21 protein-coding genes are annotated in these 21,197 nt (G+C 56.2%); 6 read left to right on the plus strand and 15 right to left on the minus strand.

All coding sequences use genetic code 11. The features are described from left to right. Positions 1–274: 274 nt before the first annotated feature. Both QN378_RS22655 and QN378_RS22660 read left to right on the plus strand, forming a co-directional pair. Positions 275–1,570 (plus strand): nodulation protein NfeD, encoded by a 1,296-nt coding sequence (locus QN378_RS22655; protein WP_323550897.1) that lies wholly within the window; start codon positions 275–277, stop codon positions 1,568–1,570. 2 nt (positions 1,571–1,572) lie between these two features. Beyond that, the gene (locus tag QN378_RS22660) at positions 1,573–2,331 is read left to right on the plus strand and encodes a slipin family protein (protein ID WP_407074114.1); all 759 of its coding nucleotides are present in this window, start codon (positions 1,573–1,575) and stop codon (positions 2,329–2,331) included. A 6-nt stretch (positions 2,332–2,337) separates the two neighbouring features. Here QN378_RS22660 and QN378_RS22665 read toward each other — a convergent pair whose 3' ends face one another. From QN378_RS22665 to QN378_RS22680, 4 genes are read right to left on the minus strand one after another with little or no spacing between them, the layout of a single operon-like run. After that, positions 2,338–3,813 carry an efflux transporter outer membrane subunit gene (locus QN378_RS22665; protein ID WP_323550896.1) on the minus strand — a complete coding sequence of 492 codons (1,476 nt, stop codon included), beginning with the start codon at positions 3,811–3,813 and terminating at the stop codon, positions 2,338–2,340. Between the two features lie 48 nt (positions 3,814–3,861). Next, positions 3,862–5,454 carry a DHA2 family efflux MFS transporter permease subunit gene (locus QN378_RS22670; RefSeq protein ID WP_322202877.1) on the minus strand — a complete coding sequence of 531 codons (1,593 nt, stop codon included), beginning with the start codon at positions 5,452–5,454 and terminating at the stop codon, positions 3,862–3,864. Then, on the minus strand, positions 5,451–6,590 hold the full coding sequence (locus tag QN378_RS22675) for an HlyD family secretion protein (protein WP_322202879.1): 1,140 nt from the start codon (positions 6,588–6,590) through the stop codon (positions 5,451–5,453). The genes QN378_RS22670 and QN378_RS22675 overlap by 4 nt, the downstream gene beginning before the upstream one ends. A gap of 7 nt (positions 6,591–6,597) precedes the next feature. Further along, positions 6,598–7,131: a helix-turn-helix domain-containing protein gene (locus QN378_RS22680; RefSeq protein ID WP_322202881.1), complete on the minus strand. Its 534-nt coding sequence runs from the start codon at positions 7,129–7,131 to the stop codon at positions 6,598–6,600. A gap of 370 nt (positions 7,132–7,501) precedes the next feature. On the opposite strand from QN378_RS22680, the gene QN378_RS22685 reads away from it, so the two are divergent. Then, entirely contained in the window at positions 7,502–7,765 is a 264-nt protein-coding gene (locus tag QN378_RS22685; protein WP_322202883.1) for a DUF2790 domain-containing protein, read from the plus strand. A 116-nt stretch (positions 7,766–7,881) separates the two neighbouring features. Here QN378_RS22685 and QN378_RS22690 read toward each other — a convergent pair whose 3' ends face one another. From QN378_RS22690 to QN378_RS22730, 9 genes are all read right to left on the minus strand, one after another. Continuing rightward, positions 7,882–8,115 (minus strand): hypothetical protein, encoded by a 234-nt coding sequence (locus QN378_RS22690; protein WP_323550895.1) that lies wholly within the window; start codon positions 8,113–8,115, stop codon positions 7,882–7,884. A gap of 460 nt (positions 8,116–8,575) precedes the next feature. Continuing rightward, positions 8,576–9,313: a histidine utilization repressor gene (gene hutC, locus QN378_RS22695; RefSeq protein WP_323550894.1), complete on the minus strand. Its 738-nt coding sequence runs from the start codon at positions 9,311–9,313 to the stop codon at positions 8,576–8,578. A gap of 116 nt (positions 9,314–9,429) precedes the next feature. Then, the gene (locus QN378_RS22700) at positions 9,430–9,648 is read right to left on the minus strand and encodes a hypothetical protein (protein WP_323550893.1); all 219 of its coding nucleotides are present in this window, start codon (positions 9,646–9,648) and stop codon (positions 9,430–9,432) included. Next, complete coding sequence (locus QN378_RS22705; RefSeq protein ID WP_323550892.1) at positions 9,645–10,484, minus strand: amino acid ABC transporter ATP-binding protein; 840 nt, start codon at positions 10,482–10,484, stop codon at positions 9,645–9,647. The genes QN378_RS22700 and QN378_RS22705 overlap by 4 nt, the downstream gene beginning before the upstream one ends. Before the next feature lie 59 nt (positions 10,485–10,543). Continuing rightward, positions 10,544–11,215 (minus strand): amino acid ABC transporter permease, encoded by a 672-nt coding sequence (locus tag QN378_RS22710; RefSeq protein ID WP_322202893.1) that lies wholly within the window; start codon positions 11,213–11,215, stop codon positions 10,544–10,546. Beyond that, positions 11,212–11,871, minus strand: a complete 660-nt coding sequence (locus QN378_RS22715; RefSeq protein ID WP_322202895.1) for an amino acid ABC transporter permease — start codon at positions 11,869–11,871, stop codon at positions 11,212–11,214. Before QN378_RS22715 ends, QN378_RS22710 begins: the two co-directional genes overlap by 4 nt. 68 nt (positions 11,872–11,939) lie before the next feature. Further along, positions 11,940–12,776 (minus strand): transporter substrate-binding domain-containing protein, encoded by an 837-nt coding sequence (locus QN378_RS22720; protein WP_322202897.1) that lies wholly within the window; start codon positions 12,774–12,776, stop codon positions 11,940–11,942. Between the two features lie 124 nt (positions 12,777–12,900). Next, positions 12,901–14,277, minus strand: a complete 1,377-nt coding sequence (locus QN378_RS22725; RefSeq protein WP_322202899.1) for an FAD-binding oxidoreductase — start codon at positions 14,275–14,277, stop codon at positions 12,901–12,903. Positions 14,278–14,311: 34 nt separating this feature from the next. After that, on the minus strand, positions 14,312–14,656 hold the full coding sequence (locus QN378_RS22730; protein WP_323550891.1) for a hypothetical protein: 345 nt from the start codon (positions 14,654–14,656) through the stop codon (positions 14,312–14,314). A 279-nt stretch (positions 14,657–14,935) separates the two neighbouring features. On the opposite strand from QN378_RS22730, the gene QN378_RS22735 reads away from it, so the two are divergent. Beyond that, positions 14,936–15,898 carry an isopenicillin N synthase family dioxygenase gene (locus tag QN378_RS22735; protein WP_323550890.1) on the plus strand — a complete coding sequence of 321 codons (963 nt, stop codon included), beginning with the start codon at positions 14,936–14,938 and terminating at the stop codon, positions 15,896–15,898. A 79-nt stretch (positions 15,899–15,977) separates the two neighbouring features. On the opposite strand, the gene QN378_RS22740 is transcribed toward QN378_RS22735, so the two are convergent. After that, positions 15,978–17,171 carry an amino acid aminotransferase gene (locus QN378_RS22740; protein ID WP_323550889.1) on the minus strand — a complete coding sequence of 398 codons (1,194 nt, stop codon included), beginning with the start codon at positions 17,169–17,171 and terminating at the stop codon, positions 15,978–15,980. Positions 17,172–17,499: 328 nt separating this feature from the next. Here QN378_RS22740 and uvrB point away from each other — a divergent pair, with 328 nt between their 5' ends. Further along, positions 17,500–19,515 (plus strand): excinuclease ABC subunit UvrB, encoded by a 2,016-nt coding sequence (gene uvrB / locus QN378_RS22745; protein WP_322202906.1) that lies wholly within the window; start codon positions 17,500–17,502, stop codon positions 19,513–19,515. Positions 19,516–19,671: 156 nt separating this feature from the next. Here the strand turns inward: uvrB and QN378_RS22750 are convergent, their stop codons facing one another. Further along, entirely contained in the window at positions 19,672–20,730 is a 1,059-nt protein-coding gene (locus tag QN378_RS22750; protein ID WP_322202908.1) for a patatin-like phospholipase family protein, read from the minus strand. A gap of 151 nt (positions 20,731–20,881) precedes the next feature. On the opposite strand from QN378_RS22750, the gene QN378_RS22755 reads away from it, so the two are divergent. Beyond that, positions 20,882–21,160 carry a hypothetical protein gene (locus tag QN378_RS22755; RefSeq protein WP_323550888.1) on the plus strand — a complete coding sequence of 93 codons (279 nt, stop codon included), beginning with the start codon at positions 20,882–20,884 and terminating at the stop codon, positions 21,158–21,160. Positions 21,161–21,197 lie beyond the last annotated feature (37 nt).

Raw genomic sequence — 21,197 nt, forward strand, 5'->3', positions numbered from 1 at the left:
TTTCCCCATGTGAGAGTAGGTCATCGTCAAGATTAAATTCCAGAACCCCTGATCGCTTACGCGTTCAGGGGTTTTGTTTGTGCGCAGAAATAAACGGGGAGTCTATAAACTCTGATATGCCACGGGCTTCTGACGGGCAAATTAAAAACCGTGCAAGGCCTGACAGGCTTCGTAGATAGCTGGCGTCAGCTAAAATGTCTGGCAGCTGTCTATGAGATGTGTTTGGGAGGATCTTTTGAACGGTTGCAGATGGCGCAGATTTCTAGTTTTGATAATGCTACTTTGGTTGCCAGTGGGCGCTATCGCGGCAAACGATTCTGTAAGGGTGTTAACCCTGAACGATGCCATCGGCCCCGCCAGCGTTGAGTATGTGGTCGATGGCCTGACTCGCTCGGTGGATGAGCGCGCTCAACTGGTGGTTCTCATTATAGATACACCGGGCGGGCTTGAAAGCTCAATGCGGGTGATCGTCCAAGCGATTCTCGGCAGCCCCATTCCAGTGGTCAGCTATATCTCGCCCAGTGGTGCCCGGGCAGCGAGCGCGGGTACGTATATTCTGTACGCCAGTCATATTGCGGCCATGGCGCCAGGCACTCATCTTGGCGCCGCAACCCCGGTTCAACTGGGTACTCAACCCACGACTGCGGGCGCCGCCATCGACACCGTGGCCCGTAAGCAGGTCAGCGACGCCGCCGCTTTCATGCGCGGCTTAGCGCAGCTGCGTGGTCGCAACGCAGACTGGGCAGAACGGGCGGTCCGTGACGCTGCTAGCCTCACCGATTCCGAGGCGCTGAATTCAAAAGTCATTGAGTATCGGGCAAAGGACCTGAACGACCTGCTCGGACAACTCGACAATAAACGCATGACTATAAACGGTCACGAGGTCCAGTTGCACACGGCGAACGCCCTGATCGTCCGCGACGATCCCGACTGGCGTATTAGTCTTTTAACACTTATCACCAACCCCAACGTCACGCTGATCCTAATCGTCGTTGGGGTCTTCTGCTTATTGGTCGAGTTTTTTAATCCCGGCTCGGTGGCGGGCGGCGTGATCGGAAGTATCTGCTTGTTGTTAGCGCTGTATGCGCTGCAACTGCTCCCGGTCAACTATGCCGGGGTAAGTTTGATTATGCTCGGTGTGACGCTAATGGTGGCCGAGGCATTTTTGCCGAGTTTCGGAGCCATTGGCTTCGGTGGTGTAGCCTCGTTTATGGCCGGTGCCATGCTGTTAATGAGCACTGACGCCCCTGGATTCACGATTGGCTTGCCGCTGATCCTCAGTGTGTCGGTAATCAGTGCGGTGTGCCTGGTTGGCTTAGTAGGCGCGATGTTGAAAACGCGGCAACGCCAAGTCGTAAGCGGCGACGCGGGGTTGGTAGGTAGCAGCGTGACAATTATCGCATTGCAAACCGATAACCCACTGGGTGGCTGGGTGCAACTGCAAGGGGAACACTGGCAGGTGTTGAGTTCAGCACCGCTCAGAACCGGGCAACGGGTCCGGGTCGTGGCGCGTCGCGGAGTGATCTTAGAGGTCATGCCGGCGCCCGAAACACCTCAACGAGGAGACTGATCATGTTTGTGCAATTGGGCCTTGGCACATTGCTGCTGCTACTAATATTGGTGGCAATGTCGACGTTTCGCATCTTAAGGGAGTATGAGCGGGGGGTAGTATTCCAGCTCGGGCGGTTCTGGCAAGTGAAGGGTCCCGGCCTGATTTTGTTGATACCGGTAGTTCAACAAATGGTCCGGGTCGACCTGCGTACCATTGTTCTGGACATACCGCCGCAAGACGTGATTACCCGCGACAACGTTTCGGTGAAGGTAAACGCGGTGCTGTATTTCCGGGTGCTCGACCCTCAGCGGGCGATCATCCAGGTTGAAGATTTTTTGATGGCCACGAGCCAACTGGCCCAAACCACATTGCGGGCAGTACTGGGCAAACATGAGTTGGATGAGCTGCTTGCTGAGCGTGAAAGGCTCAACATAGACATTCAAAAGGTGCTTGATGCCCAAACCGACTCGTGGGGCATCAAGGTGGCGAACGTCGAGATCAAACACGTCGACCTCAACGAATCAATGATTCGCGCCATCGCTCGGCAAGCCGAAGCCGAGCGTGAACGTCGGGCCAAAGTGATCCACGCCGAAGGGGAATTGCAGGCGTCGCAAAAGCTGGCTGAAGCTGCTGAGATGCTCGGACGGGAACCCGGCGCCATGCAGTTGCGCTACATGCAGACGCTGGGCTCTATAGCTAACGACCGGACCTCCACCATCGTCTTTCCGATGCCCATTGAACTGCTACAGGGCATGGCAAATCTGTCACCAAAGCCTTAAGCCCATTCAGTTCTTGGCAGACAGCGTCTCCCGCGACCAACCACCGCCCAGCGCCCGGAAGGTTGCCACCGCTGCTCGTGCATCATTAGCGCGCAGCTGCGCCAGTTGATCGCGGGCGGTAAGCAGCAACCGGTCTTCGTCCAGCACTTCAACCAGGCTAATGACGCCGCCTTTGTAGGCATCCTGCGCGGCGCCCCGGGCGACTTTGTGCGCGGCGACTTCCTGATCAACTTCGACACGTTGTTGCTCCAACTCGATCAACGTCACAATGGCGTTCTCGACGTCCTCGGTGGCGCGCAACATAGATTGCCGGTATTGAGCCAGCGCTTCGGCATTGGCGCCTTTGGCTTGCGCAACTTCAGCATCGACCCGGCCGAAATCGAACAAACGCCAATGCAGACCAATCACGGCTTGCGGTTGAAACGAAGCGGCGGAGATCAGATCACCACTCTTCAAGCTTTCGAACCCGAGCAAGCCGGCCAGCGAAACTTTCGGGTAATACTCGGACACCGCTTCGCCGATGCGCGCGTTGGATGCGGCCAGATGGCGCTCGGCGGCAATCACGTCGGGACGTCTGCGCAACAGGCTTGCAGGGCTGCTGGTGTCGCTGATGGTCGGCACGCTAAATACCTGCGAACTGGCGACCAACTCTTGGGCGTAGGTCCCCGGCTGTGTCCCCATCAACACGTCCAGACGATTGAGCTGCAACGCCAGTTCGGTGCGCAATGGCGGCACCGTAGCGCGGGCTTGTAACACCAATGCCTGGGCTTGAGCTTGCTCGCGGTTGGTCGCCAGGCCACTGGCCATGCGCGCCTGCACCAATGTCAAAAGGTTGTTTTCAGTGTTTATCTGGTCTTGAGCCAGTTCGATGCGTTGTTGAGCACCACGCACCCGAAAATACGCATCGGCGGCTTCGGCGGCGACTGAAATACGCACCCCGGCATGGCTCGCAGTGGCCGCCTGCGCTTGCGCAATGGCCGCTTCTTCGCCGCGTTGAAGACCGCCCGCAAGGTCGGTTTCCCAGCTGGCCCCGGCGCCAATGGTTTCGAGGGTCTGGTCGCGATCATAGTCGGGGAATACGCTGCCGATTTTGCCCAGCGCGCTGTTTGTAGATTGATGCTGACGTACCGCTTGGGCGTCAAAACTGCCTTGTGGCAAGCGATTGGCGCCGGATTCATGCGCAACGGCGCGGGCTTGATCGACCCTGGCCATGGACACCGCAAGGTCCAGATTCTGAGCCAATACCCGGTGAATAATCAGGGTCAGCTCGGGGTCATTGAAACCAGTCCACCAGGTGTCCAGCGACGGGGCTGGGGTTTCCCCGGCCCGTTGTTGCAACAGTGATGCGTTGTTGAATTCAGCGGTCAGCTCGTTCGCCGGTCTTTCATAGTCCGGGCCAACAGCACAGCCTGCCAGCGCAACAAACAGTGCGGTCAACGTAAACAACCGGCAGCCCGCAAAGCGAAACGCCAAAGCATTCATTGTCCGGTCCTCGAAGAGCAAATAGGGGAGTGCAGGTTCATGGTTGGCTCAATGGGCGTCAGGTGACGGCGCGGCTGGCGGCACCACTTTATGCATTAGCGGCACCATGGCGGCGGCGATGATGAAACACACCATGATCGCCAGAAATGCGTCGGAATAGGTCTGTGTCTGCGCTTCGCGGTAGGTCAATAGCCACAGCTGATGCAAGGCCGCCGTCGCGCCGTCGCTGCCGGTCTGACCGAGGGTGGCAAGGTTGCCGCCTACCTGCGCCAGCCATTGGTTCATGGCTTCGTTGCTGGTGTTCAGGTGTTCGGCCAAATGCGTGAAGTGCAGGTTGGTGCGGTCATTCAGAATCGTTGCGCAGGCAGCGATGCCGATCGCGCCGCCCAGGTTACGCATGAGGTTGAACAGCCCCGACGCTTGCTTTAGACGTGACATTGCCAGGCCGCCAAGGGTCAGTGTTACCGCAGGTGGCACTGCCAGTTGCTGGGCCATACCACGCAACGCTTGCGGCAGGATCAACTGGCGACCACCCCAATCGTGGGTGATCGGCGAGAAGTCCCACATCGAGAGGGCAAACAGCCCCAGGCCGAACATCATGATCCAGCGTAAATCGACGCGATTGGCCAGAAACCCATAAAGCGGAATCGCCATGATCTGAAATACACCGGTGGAAAACACGGCCAGACCAATGTCCAGCGCGCTGTAACCGCGTACACGCCCGAGAAACAGTGGGGTCAGGTAAATCGTTGCAAACAGACCGATGCCGGTCACAAAGGAAAAGAAGCAACCCAGGGCAAAATTGCGCTCTTTAAGGGCCCGCAGGTCAACAATGGGATTGCTCACCATCAGCGTGCGGCTTATGAACACTAGCGCTGAGACCCCGGAGATCCACGCGGTGGTGAGGATGGTGCTGTCACTGAACCAATTCCAGCGTGGGCCTTCTTCCAGGGTGTATTCAAGGCAGCCGAGAAATAGCGCCATAAACACCATGCTTAGGTAATCCGCGCCTTTAAGCAGCGAGAAATCCGGCTCGTCGATCCGCACCAGCATCGGCACTGCAACGGCGACGAAAATACCCGGTATCAGGTTGATGTAGAACAGCCAGTGCCACGACGAAATATCGGTGATCCAACCGCCAATGACTGGGCCAAGTGTCGGCGCCAGCGAAGCGATTGCACCGATGGTGGAAGCTGCAATAACCTTTTGTTTACCGGTAAAGAACATGAAGGCGGAGGTGAAAACCAAGGGGATCATTGATCCACCGAGGAAGCCTTGCAGCGCACGAAAAGCAATCATGCTTTGAATGTTCCAGGCCGCACCGCACAACAGACTGGCCAAGGTGAAACCCACGGCTGAAGCGCAAAACAGCCAGCGGGTGGAGAACACTCGTGACAGCCAACCCGACAACGGGATAACCACGATCTCGGCGATCAAATAGCTGGTCTGCACCCACGCCGTTTCGTCCGTGCCGGCAGACAAACCGCCGCCGATATCCCGAAGCGAGGCCGACACAATTTGAATATCCAACAGCGCTATGAACATACCAATGCACATGCTGGCGAAGGCGAACACCTTGGTCGTGGTGGCCATAGACGCTGCGTCAAAGGGTTTGGCCGGTGCTGCGGTCGTGGCACTCATGGCGCACTGGCCTGATTCGGTGTCACTAGATGGGTAGGGTGGTTGGAATCTTCGCGTGTATCGACCTCAGCCGTTACTGACAAGCCTGGGCGCAGATGACCCAATACACCGTCGGCTTCATCAAGACGCACGCGGACCGGCACCCGTTGCACGATCTTGGTGAAATTACCGGTGGCGTTTTCCGGGGGTAAAACGCTGAATTGCGAGCCGGTTGCAGGCGCCAGGCTGTCTAAATGGCCTTGGAACTCGTGGCCGGGAAGCACGTCCGCATGAATCGTCACCACTTGCCCTGGCACCATGTGCGCCAGTTGGTCTTCCTTGAAATTCGCGTCGACCCACAAGCCGTTGGCGGGGACCACGGACAGCAACTGCGAACCGGCGGCGGCAAAGGCGCCCACCCGAGCCCGGCGGTTACCGATCATGCCGTCGACCGGAGAGCGTAATTCGGTGTAGCCCACGTTCAACTGCGCCATGTCGCGCTCGGCCTTGGCCTGCATCAGTGCGGCTCGGGCTTGTTGTTTCTGGGTAGAAATCACGGCGATTTGCCGTTGCGTTGCCAGCATCGAGGCCTGGGCCTTGGCGCCATTGGCCTGGGCGGTTTTGAACGTCGCGTCGGCACGTTGAGCGCTTTCAACCGACACCGCCTGCTGCCCCACCAGCTTTTGATAGCGCGCCTGGTCATCGCGAGAGCGAACGGTTTCGGCATTGGTCGCATCAATACTGGCTTTGGCCTGACCAATCACCGCGTATTGCAGTTGTTCGGTCGCGTCCAGGTTGGCCAGCAGCGCCTCTTGCGCAGCCACTGCGCCTTCAGTTTTGTGTAATGCCGCGACGTAATCTCGGTCATCAATCTTCACCAGCAAGTCACCGGCATGCACCTGTTGGTTGTCAGTGACCTTCAAATCAATGATGTAACCCGAGACCTTCGGTCCAATCACGGTGACATCGCCACCGATATAAGCATCATCGGTGGACTGGATAAAGCGCCCGACGGTCCACCAGCGCACACCAAAAACCACCAGCCCTATCAGCACTGCCGCCAATACCACCCACAGCAGTACCCGTTTGAGTGTCAGGCGTTTTTTCGTCGGGACGACCGCTGAGTCGATCGCACTCACGTCAGTTGAACTATTCATTACAAGGTCATCCGTTGGATGCAGGAGTAGAGGGTGGCTGGCGTTGTGCCAAGCGACGAATGCGTCCGTTTTCCAGGCGCTGGTAGACTTTTTCGCTGGCGGCTTCGCCGGCCCGAACGGCGTGTTCTTCACGATTTATTTTTTTGCCGGTGTTGGCATCAATCAGTGCCAGGTTCACCGGCTCGCCACTGGATTCGTCGGCCAAGAAAATGCTTTTGCCTTCTGGTGAAAAGTGGTTATTGCCCCATTCCATCAGCGTCAGCAGCACCGGGCGGAAGTCACGTCCGCGGGGAGTCAGCACATAGTCATAACGCGGAGGTTTTTCGCTGTAGAGGCGTCGTTCGAACAGTCCGCCTTCCACCAGATCATCGAGGCGGCGGCTCAACGTAGTCGGCGTGATGCCGAGACTTTTCTGGAATTCGTCGAAGCGGCTGAGGCCGTAATAAGCATCACGCAGAATCAGAATGTTCCACCACTCACCGACGTGCTCAAGGCTGCGAGCAATCGGACAGTGCATGGATTCAAAGCTTTTTCTCTTCATGGCCTACCTCGGTAGCAGGGTATTTCATTAAATTATAGTCATAATGTATACAAGAAACTCTCATCATGCAAGCCACCCGACAAACCCTCAGTCACATGACTAAAAAAACCGTATCAGCCTATCCCAGCATCTTGTTTAACGATCCCCGCCCTCATGCCTCCGCAGTTCCAGATATGTCCTTAACCCGCATTGTTATTAGAAAAGCAGATAGTCTTTGTCTAGAACGAGGCTATGTATATTCAGGCTGGCGTCCTATTATTCTCCTCGCCAACTAGCAAAACCCAAGCAAACAGGTGAACCACCCAAGCGTGCAAGAACCTTGTGATGAACCCGGCTGTTTGCAATTCCTGAACTAAAAAGGACTACAAAGATGAAAGCGTCACTGTTGTTGTTATTGATGTGTGCTTCTGCAGTAAGTATGGCCGATGAGAAAGCTGACGTAACCGCGCAGCAACAACCCGCCGTAGAGAAGTACACTTATTCAATGAACCTCGACGTCGCCAAAGTTATTTCTGTCAGTGAAGTGTCTTCAGGCTGTGAAGCTGCACCGGTTCGAATGAACTACCTGGATTCTGCTGGCAAACAACACGTTGTTGAATACCTGATGATGGGCACCGGTTGCTCGAATGGTTAATCGCCGCATAAGTTAGAGGTTTTAATTGCCGATACTTAAAATAGCGTCATTAAAAAGGCCCTGTCATGCAGCGCCTTTTTTTGTGTGTCTGTTAATTTTTAAAGCGACGGCAGCCGTTAAGCAGACAACTCAATCAGTCGCTGGCTGCACGCATCATCGTAAGCCACATACAGACGCTCTGCGATTTGACTCTTGATCGCTTTGCCACTTTCCAGGCCAAACACAAAACCTTCGGCTCTGCCGCCTGCATGGTTCAAGTCTTCAACCGTGTTTGCTTGAGTAATAGCGTCTAGCAGCTTCTCGGCATCTGGCCCAACGCCCTTTGGTAAAACGATCCCGTCGAGACTCATTGTCCGACCCCTTTGTGAGAATACTTGGTGCTGTCGAGGCGGTAAGACGGCATGCGGTGTTGGTCAATCATGGTCAATTCCTATAAGCGGAAGTCTCGGGCGTTGTGTAAAACCACAGGCCGCGATGATGGTAGGCCAGGCTCCGATGGTTTGCGAGCGGCAATGAGCGCCATCAAGGGTCGGTGTCAGGTCAAGCAGTGAAGGAAAAGCTTCGGGATAGAGTGCTCTTTGCGAGAGCTCGTAATCCAGAGCCAGTAACATGCGGCGCTTCGGATGAAGCTTGCAGTGTTCGGCTTTAACTCAAATGTTTGAACGGCGAGACGCGATAACAAACCGAATCGGTTAGGACGCACCGAACATAGGCAGCGGCAGCGATCCAATCAAGATTCAGAAAGTCTACGAGGATTATTGGCATGGACGTTCGATCCGTGGAGATACCGGTTGCCAGTTCTGAGGGTACCTAACTGTCACGGTGGGCGCCATTGACTGGCAGACGGCTGCCCAATCGGTAGCGCGATGACGGATGAACCAGGCGCACATAAGTAACAATTTTGGCGCCACTCCAAGTTCGACGCATCAGCACTAGACAAGGTTCGTTGGTGTCGATTTGCAGGTGTCGGCTTTCGTCGCTGCTGGGATGGCTGGCCTCGACAATGTGCTCCATTTCATCGGGGCGAATCACGTTCAACAAGTATCTGGCGGGCTGTAGCTGTTCCCCGAAAGACTGCTGCAGAAATTCCGGCACTAGCTCAGGATTAACATAACGGTCCTCCAGTTGAACCGGCACTCCCTCTTCAGAATGCACGCACAACAAATGAAATACTGACGTGCCGGTGGGCAGGGCAAGGGCTGCTGCTACCGCCATCGAAGCCGCTTCTCGACCCAGGTGCAGTACTTTGCAGGAATAACGATGACCCCGTGCGATGATTTCGTCAGCGATGGCGGTGATGCGCAGCAAATTGGACTGCGGTTTGCTCTTGGCGACGAAGGTGCCGACGCCAGACACGCGGACCAAGTGGCCTTCTTCTGTAAGTTCGCGCAACGCCCGGTTAACCGTCATGCGCGACATGCCCAACTCTTGTACCAGGCGGTTTTCCGAAGGAATGAGATCCCCCGGCGCCCATTCGCCGGAGCGAAGTTTGCTTTGGACAAAATCCTTCGCGCGCCGGTATAGGGCTTGCGGTGCAGTTTTAATCATCAGGCGCTCCTTGTCTGTTGTTCGACGAGGGCATTGGCCAACGCGTTGAGAAACAGGTCGTTGTATTCACAGTTGCCCACGGACACCCGCAAATATTTGGTATACCCCGGCTCACGCTATGGCTTGAGAATCACGCCCTGGCGCTGCAGTGATTGATTCAGGGTTTCGGCGTTATACACCGTGCTGAAGAACAGAAAATTCGCCATGGACGGCACACACTCGATACCCAAAATCGTCGTGGTCGAGCGCGCCGCGTCCGAGCTGGGGCCCGCGTTGTATCTGGCCAGCTCACGTACTCCGGCACGAGCCAGCAGGTGCCGGTCGGAAATACTCATGCTGGGTCGACCTCTTTGGTGTCCTGCCAGAACGCGTTGCGGTCCAGGTAATTCTGTAAAAACTGCTGCAAACGCGGGTGTTCAGCGTTATGAAAAATCTCCCGTGGCGTACCTCGAGCCACCACTTCACCGTGATCGAGGAACACTACGCTATCCGCTACTTGTGCTGCGAAGCCCATTTCATGGGTCACCACCACCATGGTCATGCCTTCTTTGGCCAAGGTCTTCATGACTTGCAGGACCTCACCGACCAGTTCCGGGTCGAGGGCAGACGTTGGCTCATCGAACAGCATGATGTGTGGTTCCATGGCCAATGCCCGGGCAATCGCCACCCGCTGTTGTTGACCGCCAGAGAGCTGCGCCGGGTAAGAATCTCCTTTGTGCGCCAAGCCAACCTTGTCGAGCATAGCCATGGCGCGTGTGCGCGCTTCATCGCCTGATAACTTGCGCACCCGTAGCAGCGCTTCGCAAACATTGCCCATCGCCGTCATGTGCGGCCATAGATTGAACTGTTGAAACACCATGCCGACATTACGCCGCGCCAGATTGATCTGAGACTGCGCCGCGCGTTTACGACCCTTGCCTTTATCGGGCCCCCAGCCAAGCAGTTGCCCTTCAATATGAATCTCGCCCTCGTCGTACTCTTCCAGAAACGCCATGCTGCGCAGCAGGGTGCTTTTGCCTGAACCTGAAGGGCCGATCAGGCACACCACCTCGGAACGCCGCACCTGCAAATCGATACCTTTGAGCACACGCGATGTGCCGAAGCTTTTGCCAACACCCTGCAATTTCAACATCGGTTCGACGTTGCCGGAGAGTGCTTCGAGAGTCTTCATCGCTTCACCTGATTGCTTCGTTGCCGATAAATGCGCGGCAGTAGGATCTAAGAGGGTAATCATCGCGGTTGCTTGTGCATGAAACGGCCGACCCGTACTTCAAGAAACATACCCAGCCGCGAGCACATTTCCACCAACACCAAGTACCCGATGCACAGCACCAGCAGGGTCTCAACGAAGGCGAACGTTTCTGAACCGATGCCGGTGAGGACCATGGTCAGTTCGGGGATGGTGATGATCGACAGAACCGCAGTTTCCTTGCACAGCACGCTGACCATATTCACCAGCGCCGGAAGGATGATCACCAGCATTTGCGGAATCTGAATGCGCACGATGCACTGCATCTTGCTGATGCCCAGGCAGTCAGCAGCTTCCAGTTGCCCGTGCGCCACTGACTCAAAACCGCTGCGGAAGATCTCGGCGAAATACACGCTGCCGTAAATGCCCAGCCCAAGAATGCCGGCCGGGATCGGGTCAAGGTTGAGACCGAACGACGGTCCGCCGTAGTACACCAAAAACAGCTGCACCAGAAACGGTGTACTTCGAATCATTTCGATGAACACCCGCAACGGTGCACGAATCAGCTTGTTGCCAAACAATTGAGCAATCGCGATCAGCATGCCCAGCAGTACACCCAGCACGACACCGGCTGACCACGTACCAAGGGTGACCAGAAAACCGTCGCCGATCTCACTCAGGTGGTCAGTAATAATCCGGGGATCGAAAATCATGCGGTTCGCTCCTTCAGATGGCGTTCTAGCAGGCCGCCAAAGAACGCCAGCGGAATATTGATCAGGCAATAGAAGCCCGCAAGCATCAGGTAATCCTGAACAAACATGTAATCGCTGGCGGCAATGTTCTGCGCGGTGCGGGTCAAGTCAGCAAGACCGACCACCGACACCAGCGAGGACGCCTTGACCAGCAGAATCATTTCATTCACCAGGCCCGGCAGGGTCAGGCGAACCGCTTGGGGCACTTGAATCCGCACCAGCATTTGCGCCGAGCTCATGCCTAGCAGGCCTGCGGCTTCCAGTTGCCCAGCCGGAATTGCGAGAAAACCACCGCGCATAATTTCCGCGATATAGGCCCCCGCCGCCAGGGACAGGCCAATCACTGCCGCTGCGGTGGGCGACATGTTCGGCAGGCCGATACGTGGCAGGAAATAGTAGATAAACAGCAGTTGCACCAGCAGCGGAATGCCGCGGAACACGAAAATATAGGCGCCACCCAAGCGTCTTAGCAGGGGCACGGGCGAGAGTCGCAAGCTGCCGACAATCACGCCAATCACAAAACCGATGGCCAGTGCTGCCGTGGAGACTTCGAGCGTCACCAGCAAGCTGCTCAGCAACAGTGGAGCGTTTTGCAGCAGAAGCGGCCAATCGAACATCGTGTCACTCCAGCATCGTTAACCGCCGACCCATCCGGGTCAGCGATCCATCATCGTCCCTGCCCGAATTACCAGGAAGGGTTGAAATCAGCTTTCGGCACATCCATTTCAGCGCCTAGCCATTTTTTCTGCAGGGCAGCGAGGCGGCCATCGTCATGCATTTTCAGCATGGCTGCGTCGAGTGCGGCGATCAGGCTGTCAGCGTCAGCATCTTTGCGACCGAGGAACGCGAAGTAGGATTTCTTACCAAACGGAGGCATGACCACTTTGTAGAGTTTCGGTTTCTCGGCCGCGACGTAGGATACATTTGGCAACGAGTTGGCCACGGCGACGATACGTTTGGCGGCCAAGTCGGCGTAGGCCTGGTTATTGTCGACGTATTCACGAATCGTGACTTTTTCCGGCAGGGTCGCGGCGAAGGCTTTGAGTTCTTCGAGCTGAGCCGATCCTTTGCCCGCACCGACGGTTTTGCCAGCAATGTCCTCAGGCTTTTTAATGGTCTCGTCTTTAGCGCCGATCATCAGCGCGACGGTCGCTTCGGCGATAGGCATCACGAAGTGATAACGCTCTTTACGCGCCTTGGTCTCGATGATTGGGCCCGCAACCACGTCGAATTTCTTGGCTTCCAGGCCAGGCAATACGCTCGGCCATGGCAGGTCGAGGAACTTGACCTTAACCCCCAACTCCTTGCCCAGTTGCTCAAACAGCTCAGAGTTCATGCCTTTCTGCTTACCGTTCTCGGTGAAGTCAAACGGTGCGAACTGCAGTTCGGTGCCGACAACCAATTCACCGGCTTTTTTCACGTCAGCCAGTTGGTCGGCGTGGGCGGCGAGGGGAACGATGGCCAAGGCCACGGCAGCGCACAGGCGGCCAAATGTCTTGCTGAAAAGAGAATCGAGTTGCATTGGGTAACTCCTTCAGATGAACGCTGTTAGGTGTACGCGGATTCTTACTGAGCGGTAAGCATGGTGTGGCGCATTGAGACTGCAGTTAGCGTGCCATACTCGTATATACAACCAGCTATGACCTTCAGCTGAGTATTTTTCCCGGGTTGAGAATCCCACGTGGGTCGTAGCAATCCTTGAGCTGCTGCATCGCCTGGCGCACTTGGGCGTTCACCGAATGGTGAAGAAACTCGCGCTTGAGCAGGCCGATGCCATGTTCAGCCGACACCGATCCGCCCATTTCACCGACAGCGGTGTAGACCAGGTCTTCAATCTCCAGAATGGGCGCCGGTTGTGGCAACGAATTACAGTCCACGGTCAGGTGCAGATTGCTGTCACCGATGTGGCCGAAATACACGCTGTGGTTACCGGGCCAGCGCTGTGCCAGCCGTTGACGACAGGTTTGGGCAAATTCGCCAATCTGGCCAATGGGCAAACTGACGTCGAAATTCAGCGGGGTCATGCGCAGTGGGAATTCGCCGGTGGCTTCGCGGATCTTCCACAACGCCCGGGCTTGAGCCTGGGAGCTCGCTAACACGGCATCGATGACCTCCCCGGCCTCAAACGCGGCTTCCAGTGTTTGCTCCAACAGCGCCAGTGGCCCGCCGGATTCGAACAACACGTACAGCGGATATTCCTGGGAAATTGGCGCCACGGGCTTTTCCAGCCATGACACGCTGAGGCGATAGAAGTCCTGCCACATTAATTCATAGGCCTGCGGGGTTCCGGCGCTGCGCTGCAAGCGACGGAGCAAATTCACCGCGCTGGCGTAATCGGGCAGGGCGCAAAGCAAGGTGGTGGTTTCACCCGGAAACGGCGCGAGCTTCAAGACGGCGCGGGTGATTACCCCAAGCGTGCCTTCGCTGCCGATAAAGCACTGTTTTAAGTCATAACCACAGTTGTTCTTGATCATCTTGTTCAGCAGGTTGAGCACCCGACCGTCGGCCAACACCACCTCCAGCCCAAGCACCAATTCCCGGGTCATGCCGTAGCGAATCACCGCATTACCCCCGGCGTTGGTCGCGATATTGCCGCCGATCTGGCATGAGCCGCGCGCGCCAAGATCCAGCGGAAACAAAAATCCTGCGTCAAGCGCTGCCTGCTGAATCTCCTGCAACCTGGTACCGGCCCATACAGTGACGGTGGCCGCCGCCGAGTCGATCTCCTCGATGCCACGCAGGCGCTCCAGCGACAGGGCGATGTCCGTTTCCCGTGGCACTGCGCCCCCGGCCAAACCGGTCATCCCACCTTGAGGCACCACCGGTTGGTGTGCCTCGTTGCAAATGCGCAGTGCATCGGCGACCTGCTGCGTACTGGTCGGTAACAACAGGGCTGCGGGGCAAGCGGGGGCGTGTCCGGTCCAGTCGCTGTAATGCCGTTGATTGATGGCCGCACCGGTAAGCACCGCCGCTTCGCCCAGTGCCTCGCGCAATTGATCAAGGGTTTGCTGCAGGTCGTTCATCGGTTCAGCTCACGGCAAAAGGGAAGAGTAGGCGTTAAGCGTAGGTCGTGACTGTCAAGTGGACGCACGTTTGGCTTTTGCCCAGCAATGACAAGGCGAGACGCAATTCCTGCGCCAGTAAAGCCTGTCGATTTGCGCCGATTGACTGCGCACGGCTTGAATCCGAGGGTCGAACGGCACGTCCGAGCGCATTCAGGACATCGACGCTAAGACTGCCTGCCACCACAGCCGCACTGAACAGTTTTTCGGCGGCGAACAAGCCGCGCAAGTTCGGTGTAGGAGGAGCGGCTACGTAAGCCTGTATATACAGGTAAAGCAAGATGTAAGCCAACGCCTCGGCAGGCTGCCTTGAACCGCACTCATATTGCTGTTTAGCCAATGCTTAATGCACGTATCGGCTGAGGTTTTTCCGCAATTGTCACTGAAAGTTGCACCTATTGAGGTCGCTGTGCACAGCGCTGGGCAAACAGAAGTCACACTAAGACGGGGTAAAGGCGTTCCCACCGCGGGATCGGCGAACGATTGGCTTTTGGCATGGGTTTTTTGGCGGGGTCAGCAACAGGCGGCACAGTAAATGCTTGTACCTGTATATACCGGCTGTTTCTGATGCCGCGCTTTCTTTTATCAATTACGCCTGCGATATCTGACAGGAGAAAGTATGACCTCCAGCACTAATCTTCCTTTAATCGACATGTCCGGCGTTCGCGAGGGCGATCAAGCCAGCATCCAACGAGCCGGCGACGCGATTCGCCAGGCTTGCTGTGATACCGGGTTCTTTTACATCGTCAATCACGGCGTCCCGCAAGCAGTGATCGATCGCGCTATGGCAGCGGCTGCGCAGTTCTTCGCTTACTCTGCCGAGACCAAGCGCCAAGTGGCGGTCAACAAACGCCACCGTGGCTGGCATGCATTGGGCGGGGCGCTGATGTACGAAGCGACCAAGCCAGACCTCAAGGAGTTTTTCAGCATCGGTTTGGAGTTGCCCGAAGATGACCCGAGCGTATTAGCCGGTGAAGCCTTGCGCGGCCCCAATCAATGGCCGACGTTCATGCCCGAACTGCAAGCAGCGCTGGGCGGGTATTACGTGGAAATCGGCAAAGCCGGAGCTGACCTGTTGGTAGCCGTGGCGGCTGGGCTGGGCATTGAAAGCGATTTTTTCAGTGGCAAATACCGCAAGCCGCTGCAACGCACACAAATGGTTTATTACCCACCGCATCCGCCCGTTGCCGAAACCGACCAATTCGGCGTTGCCCCGCACACCGATTACGGCTGCATCACGTTGCTGTATCAGGACAACAGCGGCGGTTTACAGGTGCGTGAATTGAGTAGTAATAGTTGGATCGACGCCACACCGATTCCCGGCAGCCTGGTGGTCAATGTCGGTGATTTGTTGGCGCGTTGGTCGAACAACCGCTTCAGTTCGACGCTCCACCGGGTGATCAACACATCCGGTCACGAGCGTTACTCCATCGCGACTTTTTTCGACCCGACCTACAGCGCCGTGGTCGATCCATGTGATTTGGGAATGGAGGCCGCCAGCAGTATGTATCCACCGGTCGCGGCGGGGGATTACATCCTTAAGCGCATAGATGACTCGATGGCGTATCGGAAGAAGGTTTGAACGGCAGAGGGTAATCAATTTTGGTGACGACCCGATCTGTCTGAGCAGCGCGGTGTTTCAGACACACCGCGCCACCGGCTTAAATCACCTGAACAATCGCCTTAATAACTGCATCGATGTTGTTGCGGTTCAACGCAGCCACGCAGATCCGTCCAGTGTCCAGCGCATAGATACCGAACTCGGTCCGCAAGCGGCCGACTTCGGCACTGGTCAGCCCCGAGTAGGAGAACATACCGCGTTGGCGACCGACGAAGCTGAAATCGTGGTCAGTCAATGCCGCCAGACCATCGACCATCGCTTGGCGCATGCCGCGAATTCGCAAGCGCATTTCGCCCAATTCTCTTTCCCACACCGCACGCAACTCAGGGCTGTTCAACACCGCCGCCACGATCGCTGCGCCGTGGGTCGGTGGGTTGGAGTAGTTGGTGCGGATCACTCGTTTGATCTGTGACAGCACGCGGGCTGTCTCGTCTTTCGAGTCGGTCACAATCGACAGCGCACCGACGCGTTCGCCATACAGCGAGAATGATTTCGAGAATGAGCTGGAGGCAAAGAACGTCAGGCCCGATTCCGCGAACAGGCGCACCGCCGCCGCGTCTTCATCGATACCGTCGCCGAAGCCTTGGTAGGCCATGTCCAGGAACGGTACGTGTTCCTTGGCTTTAAGCACTTCAAGGATTTTTTTCCAATCATCGGGAGCCAAATCGACGCCGGTCGGGTTGTGGCAGCAGGCGTGCAACACCACAATCGAACCGGACGGCAGGTTCTGCAAATCTTCCAGCATCCCGGAACGGTCTATGTCATGGCTGGTCGCATCATAGTAGCGATAGCTTTGTACTGGAAAACCGGCGGTTTCGAACAGTGCGCGGTGGTTTTCCCAGCTCGGGTCGCTAATGGCTACCACGGCGTCTGGTTTGAGCTGCTTGAGAAAGTCGGCACCGATTTTCAACGCCCCGGTACCGCCGACGGCCTGAACAGTAAGCACTCGACCGGCAGCCAATAATGGTGATTGAGCACCGAACAACAGTTTTTGTACCGCGAGGTCGTAAGCGGCGATGCCATCGATGGGCAAATATCCGCGCGCTGCGTGTTGAGCCACGCGAATAGCTTCAGCTTCGGCAACGGCACGCAGAAGTGGAACTCGCCCCTCTTCGTTGCAATACACGCCCACGCCAAGGTTCACTTTCTGCGCGCGGGTATCAGCATTGAATGCTTCGTTGAGGCCCAGGATTGGATCACGGGGTGCCATTTCAACAGCGGAGAACAGGCTCATTTTTGCGACGGCTCTGAATGGAGGAGTGAAGGGGTACAACGCTCCGGCCGATTGCACTAGAGCGGTGCACAAACGGGGAGCTAGTATAGAGGCCATCGTTCTGCGCGGCGACAGCTGGCAAGGCGTTTTTCGCGGTTTTTTAGTTTATTTTCAGTTTGTCGATAAAATGACAAGGACATTTGTTTAACCTCATGTGAGACCGGCCGCTTGAAAGATTAGGCTGCCGACTCCATTTGTAGTGTCTTCGCGTATTCCCGGCGGCATCATCGCTCGCAGTTTCTCGTTGTTACCCGGCTGTTCCGTGCCGAAATGTACCCAGAGGTCACCTATGCCTGAGTTTCAGCTCGTAACCCGTTTCGAACCGGCCGGTGATCAGCCGCAAGCTATTCGCCTGATGGTTGAAGGGATCGAAGCCGGGCTGGCGCACCAGACACTGCTGGGCGTCACCGGCTCAGGCAAGACCTTCAGCATTGCCAACGTGATTGCGCAAGTGCAGCGCCCCACCTTGGTGTTGGCGCCGAATAAAACCTTGGCCGCCCAGTTGTACGGCGAGTTCAAAGCGTTTTTCCCAAATAATGCCGTGGAATACTTCGTTTCTTACTACGATTACTACCAGCCGGAAGCCTACGTGCCGTCGTCGGATACGTTCATCGAGAAAGATGCGTCGATCAACGACCACATCGAGCAAATGCGGCTGTCGGCGACCAAAGCGTTGCTGGAGCGCAAAGACGCAATTATTGTCACCACGGTGTCTTGCATTTACGGCCTCGGCAGCCCCGAGACCTACCTGAAAATGGTGCTGCACGTTGACCGTGGCGACAAACTCGACCAGCGCGCATTGCTTCGGCGTCTGGCGGATTTGCAGTACACCCGCAACGACATGGATTTTGCGAGGGCAACCTTTCGCGTGCGCGGTGACGTGATTGATATCTACCCGGCAGAGTCCGACCTCGAAGCAATTCGCATCGAGCTGTTCGACGATGAAGTGGAAAGCTTGTCAGCGTTCGATCCGTTGACCGGCGAGGTGATTCGCAAACTGCCGCGTTTCACGTTTTACCCAAAAAGCCACTACGTCACGCCGCGCGAAACCCTGGTTGATGCCATGGAACACATCAAAGTCGAGCTTCAGGAGCGCCTGGAGTACCTGCGCAGTAATAACAAACTGGTGGAAGCCCAGCGCCTTGAACAGCGCACCCGCTTTGATTTGGAAATGATTCTTGAACTGGGTTACTGCAACGGCATCGAAAACTATTCGCGTTATCTGTCCGGGCGTCCTTCCGGCGCGCCGCCACCGACGCTTTACGACTATTTGCCTGCCGATGCGTTGTTGGTGATCGACGAATCCCACGTCAGCGTGCCGCAAGTGGGCGCCATGTATAAAGGCGACCGATCACGTAAAGAAACCCTGGTTGAATATGGCTTTCGGTTGCCATCGGCACTGGATAATCGTCCGATGCGCTTTGACGAATGGGAGAGTGTTAGCCCGCAGACCATTTTTGTTTCCGCAACCCCCGGCAATTACGAAGCCGAACATGCCGGTCGGGTGATTGAGCAATTGGTGCGACCTACCGGTTTGGTTGACCCGCAAATCGAAATTCGTCCCGCACTGACCCAGGTGGATGATCTGCTTTCGGAAATCGGCAAGCGCGTTGCGTTGGGCGAAAGGGTTTTGGTTACAACCTTGACCAAACGGATGTCCGAAGACCTCACCGACTACCTCGCCGACCACGGCTGCCGCGTGCGCTATCTGCACTCGGACATCGACACCGTAGAGCGGGTCGAGATTATTCGTGACCTGCGCTTGGGCATATTCGATGTGTTGGTGGGGATCAACCTGCTGCGCGAGGGTTTGGACATGCCGGAAGTGTCGCTGGTGGCGATTCTCGATGCGGATAAAGAAGGCTTCCTGCGCTCAGAGCGCTCGCTGATCCAGACCATTGGCCGCGCGGCGCGTAACCTCAATGGCCGAGCGATTCTCTATGCCGACCGCATCACCGGTTCGATGGAGCGAGCGATTGGCGAAACAGATCGCCGTCGCGACAAACAGATCGCCTACAACCTCGAACATGGCATCATTCCCAAAGGCGTTATCAAGGATGTGGCCGACATCATGGAAGGCGCCACCGTGCCGGGTTCGCGCAGTAAAAAGCGCAAAGGTATGGCCAAAGCCGCCGAGGAAAACGCCAAGTACGAAGCTGAGCTGCGCACACCTGGCGAAATCACCAAGCGAATTCGTCAGTTGGAAGAGAAAATGTATCAACTGGCCCGCGACCTCGAATTCGAAGCCGCTGCGCAAATGCGCGATGAGATTGGTAAGTTGCGGGACCGGTTGTTGGTGGTTTGATCGGGGTAACGACGCGATGTGGCTGGGATATCGCGTCGTGATTCACGAATAAATTGCTCAAGCAGGGGGCTTCGTGTCATCGAAAAATCAGGGTATGCCCTAATCCGGTGAGAGCGAATTCATTGGCGAATGACTTCATGTCGCACTCAACAAAACTCAGTGATTATGCTCCGCCTCATACCGGTCCAATGTGTCCCTGGCAATCTCGCGTCCCAGCGCGATCAATTCTGGCGCCTTGTAAAACTCGAAAAACCGGCACACGCGCTTGGGCACGTTTATCAATATATCCGGGGGATAACCGGCAATTTTGTACTGCGCCAGCGAGGTTTGCATCACCTCGAAGCTCTGGTTGATCAAGTCCAGCAACGACGCAGGTCCGACATTGTCGATGATGAACGAGCCGCTGGCTGAGCGCGGTGTGCCTTCACTCGAGGGGGCAGCGGACGGTTGTTGCGATTGGGGGTCTGCACCTTCGTTCAACCACGGATTGGCAATCGTTGCGCTGCTCGACTTGAGGCTGTCCTGCTCCAGACGCAATACCTCGATGTCGTTCGTGGGCTCCAATTTGCGGCGGAACGGCAGGTGGGAACCCAATGAATTGATCAAATTGTCGAAGCGTTTTTTCACCGCAGGCGCACGTTCAATCACCGGTAGCTGATAGTGCTTTTGATTGGTCGAGTTGAGGTTGACCGCAATGATCAAATCACAATGGCTGGACACCACCGGGACAATGGGAAGCGGGTTGAGTAGACCACCATCGACCAGCATTCGACTGCCTTGCATCACCGGTGTGAACAAACTTGGAATCGCCGCCGAAGCACGCATGGCCTGGTGCAAACAGCCTTCTTGAAACCAGATTTCCTGCTGATTGGTCAAGTCGGTTGCTACGGCAGTGTAAGGAATGCGCAGGTCCTCAATGTTGATTTCGCCAACAATTTCGCGGATCTGGCCGAAAACCTTTTCTCCACGAATAGCACCCAAACGGAAGCTGACATCGACCAGCCGCAGTACGTCGAGATAATCCAGGCTTTCAATCCACTCGCGGTATTCCCTGAGTTTCCCCGCTGCGTAAACGCCGCCGACCACTGCGCCCATTGAGCAGCCCGCGATGCAGGCGATGTCGTAGCCGCGACGCTCTAGCTCTTCAATAACGCCGATGTGCGCATAACCCCGCGCACCGCCTGAGCCTAGTACCAGTGCTATTCGTTTTTTCATGTTCTTTCCCTGATCGCAGTGCCCCACCATACGCGTGAAGCAGCCCCGCAGGAACTGAGTTACCCTTGACGATGCTAGGCCCATGGCACTTTTCAGTGCTGATATCGTCAAAGCCCCCGCATGACCACATTTTATTTTTGAGGGAACACCGATGAAAGCCTGGATCTGTTTGCCATTGATTGCGTTGGTTCTTGCAGGTTGCGCTGGTAAAACCGCGTACCGCGACACCTGTGCTACTGAACTTGATGCCGCTTGGCGCGAGCTGGACTTGGCAAAAGCCGAAGGCTTCACGGGCACAGTCAGCTACTCCAAAGCTCTGTCATTGTTGACCGGTGCTAAAACCCAGCAGCAGTTTGAAGCATATGAAGGGTGTTCGAGCAAGGCCGAAAAGGCTCGGTTCTACATTAAGGAATCCCGCGCAGGCCGTTAATGCACGTGTAATTTCCACGCTTTCATCCCAAGCCACC

Source organism: Pseudomonas sp. 10S5 (assembly GCF_035019745.1).
In the GTDB taxonomy this organism is placed as follows: domain Bacteria; phylum Pseudomonadota; class Gammaproteobacteria; order Pseudomonadales; family Pseudomonadaceae; genus Aquipseudomonas.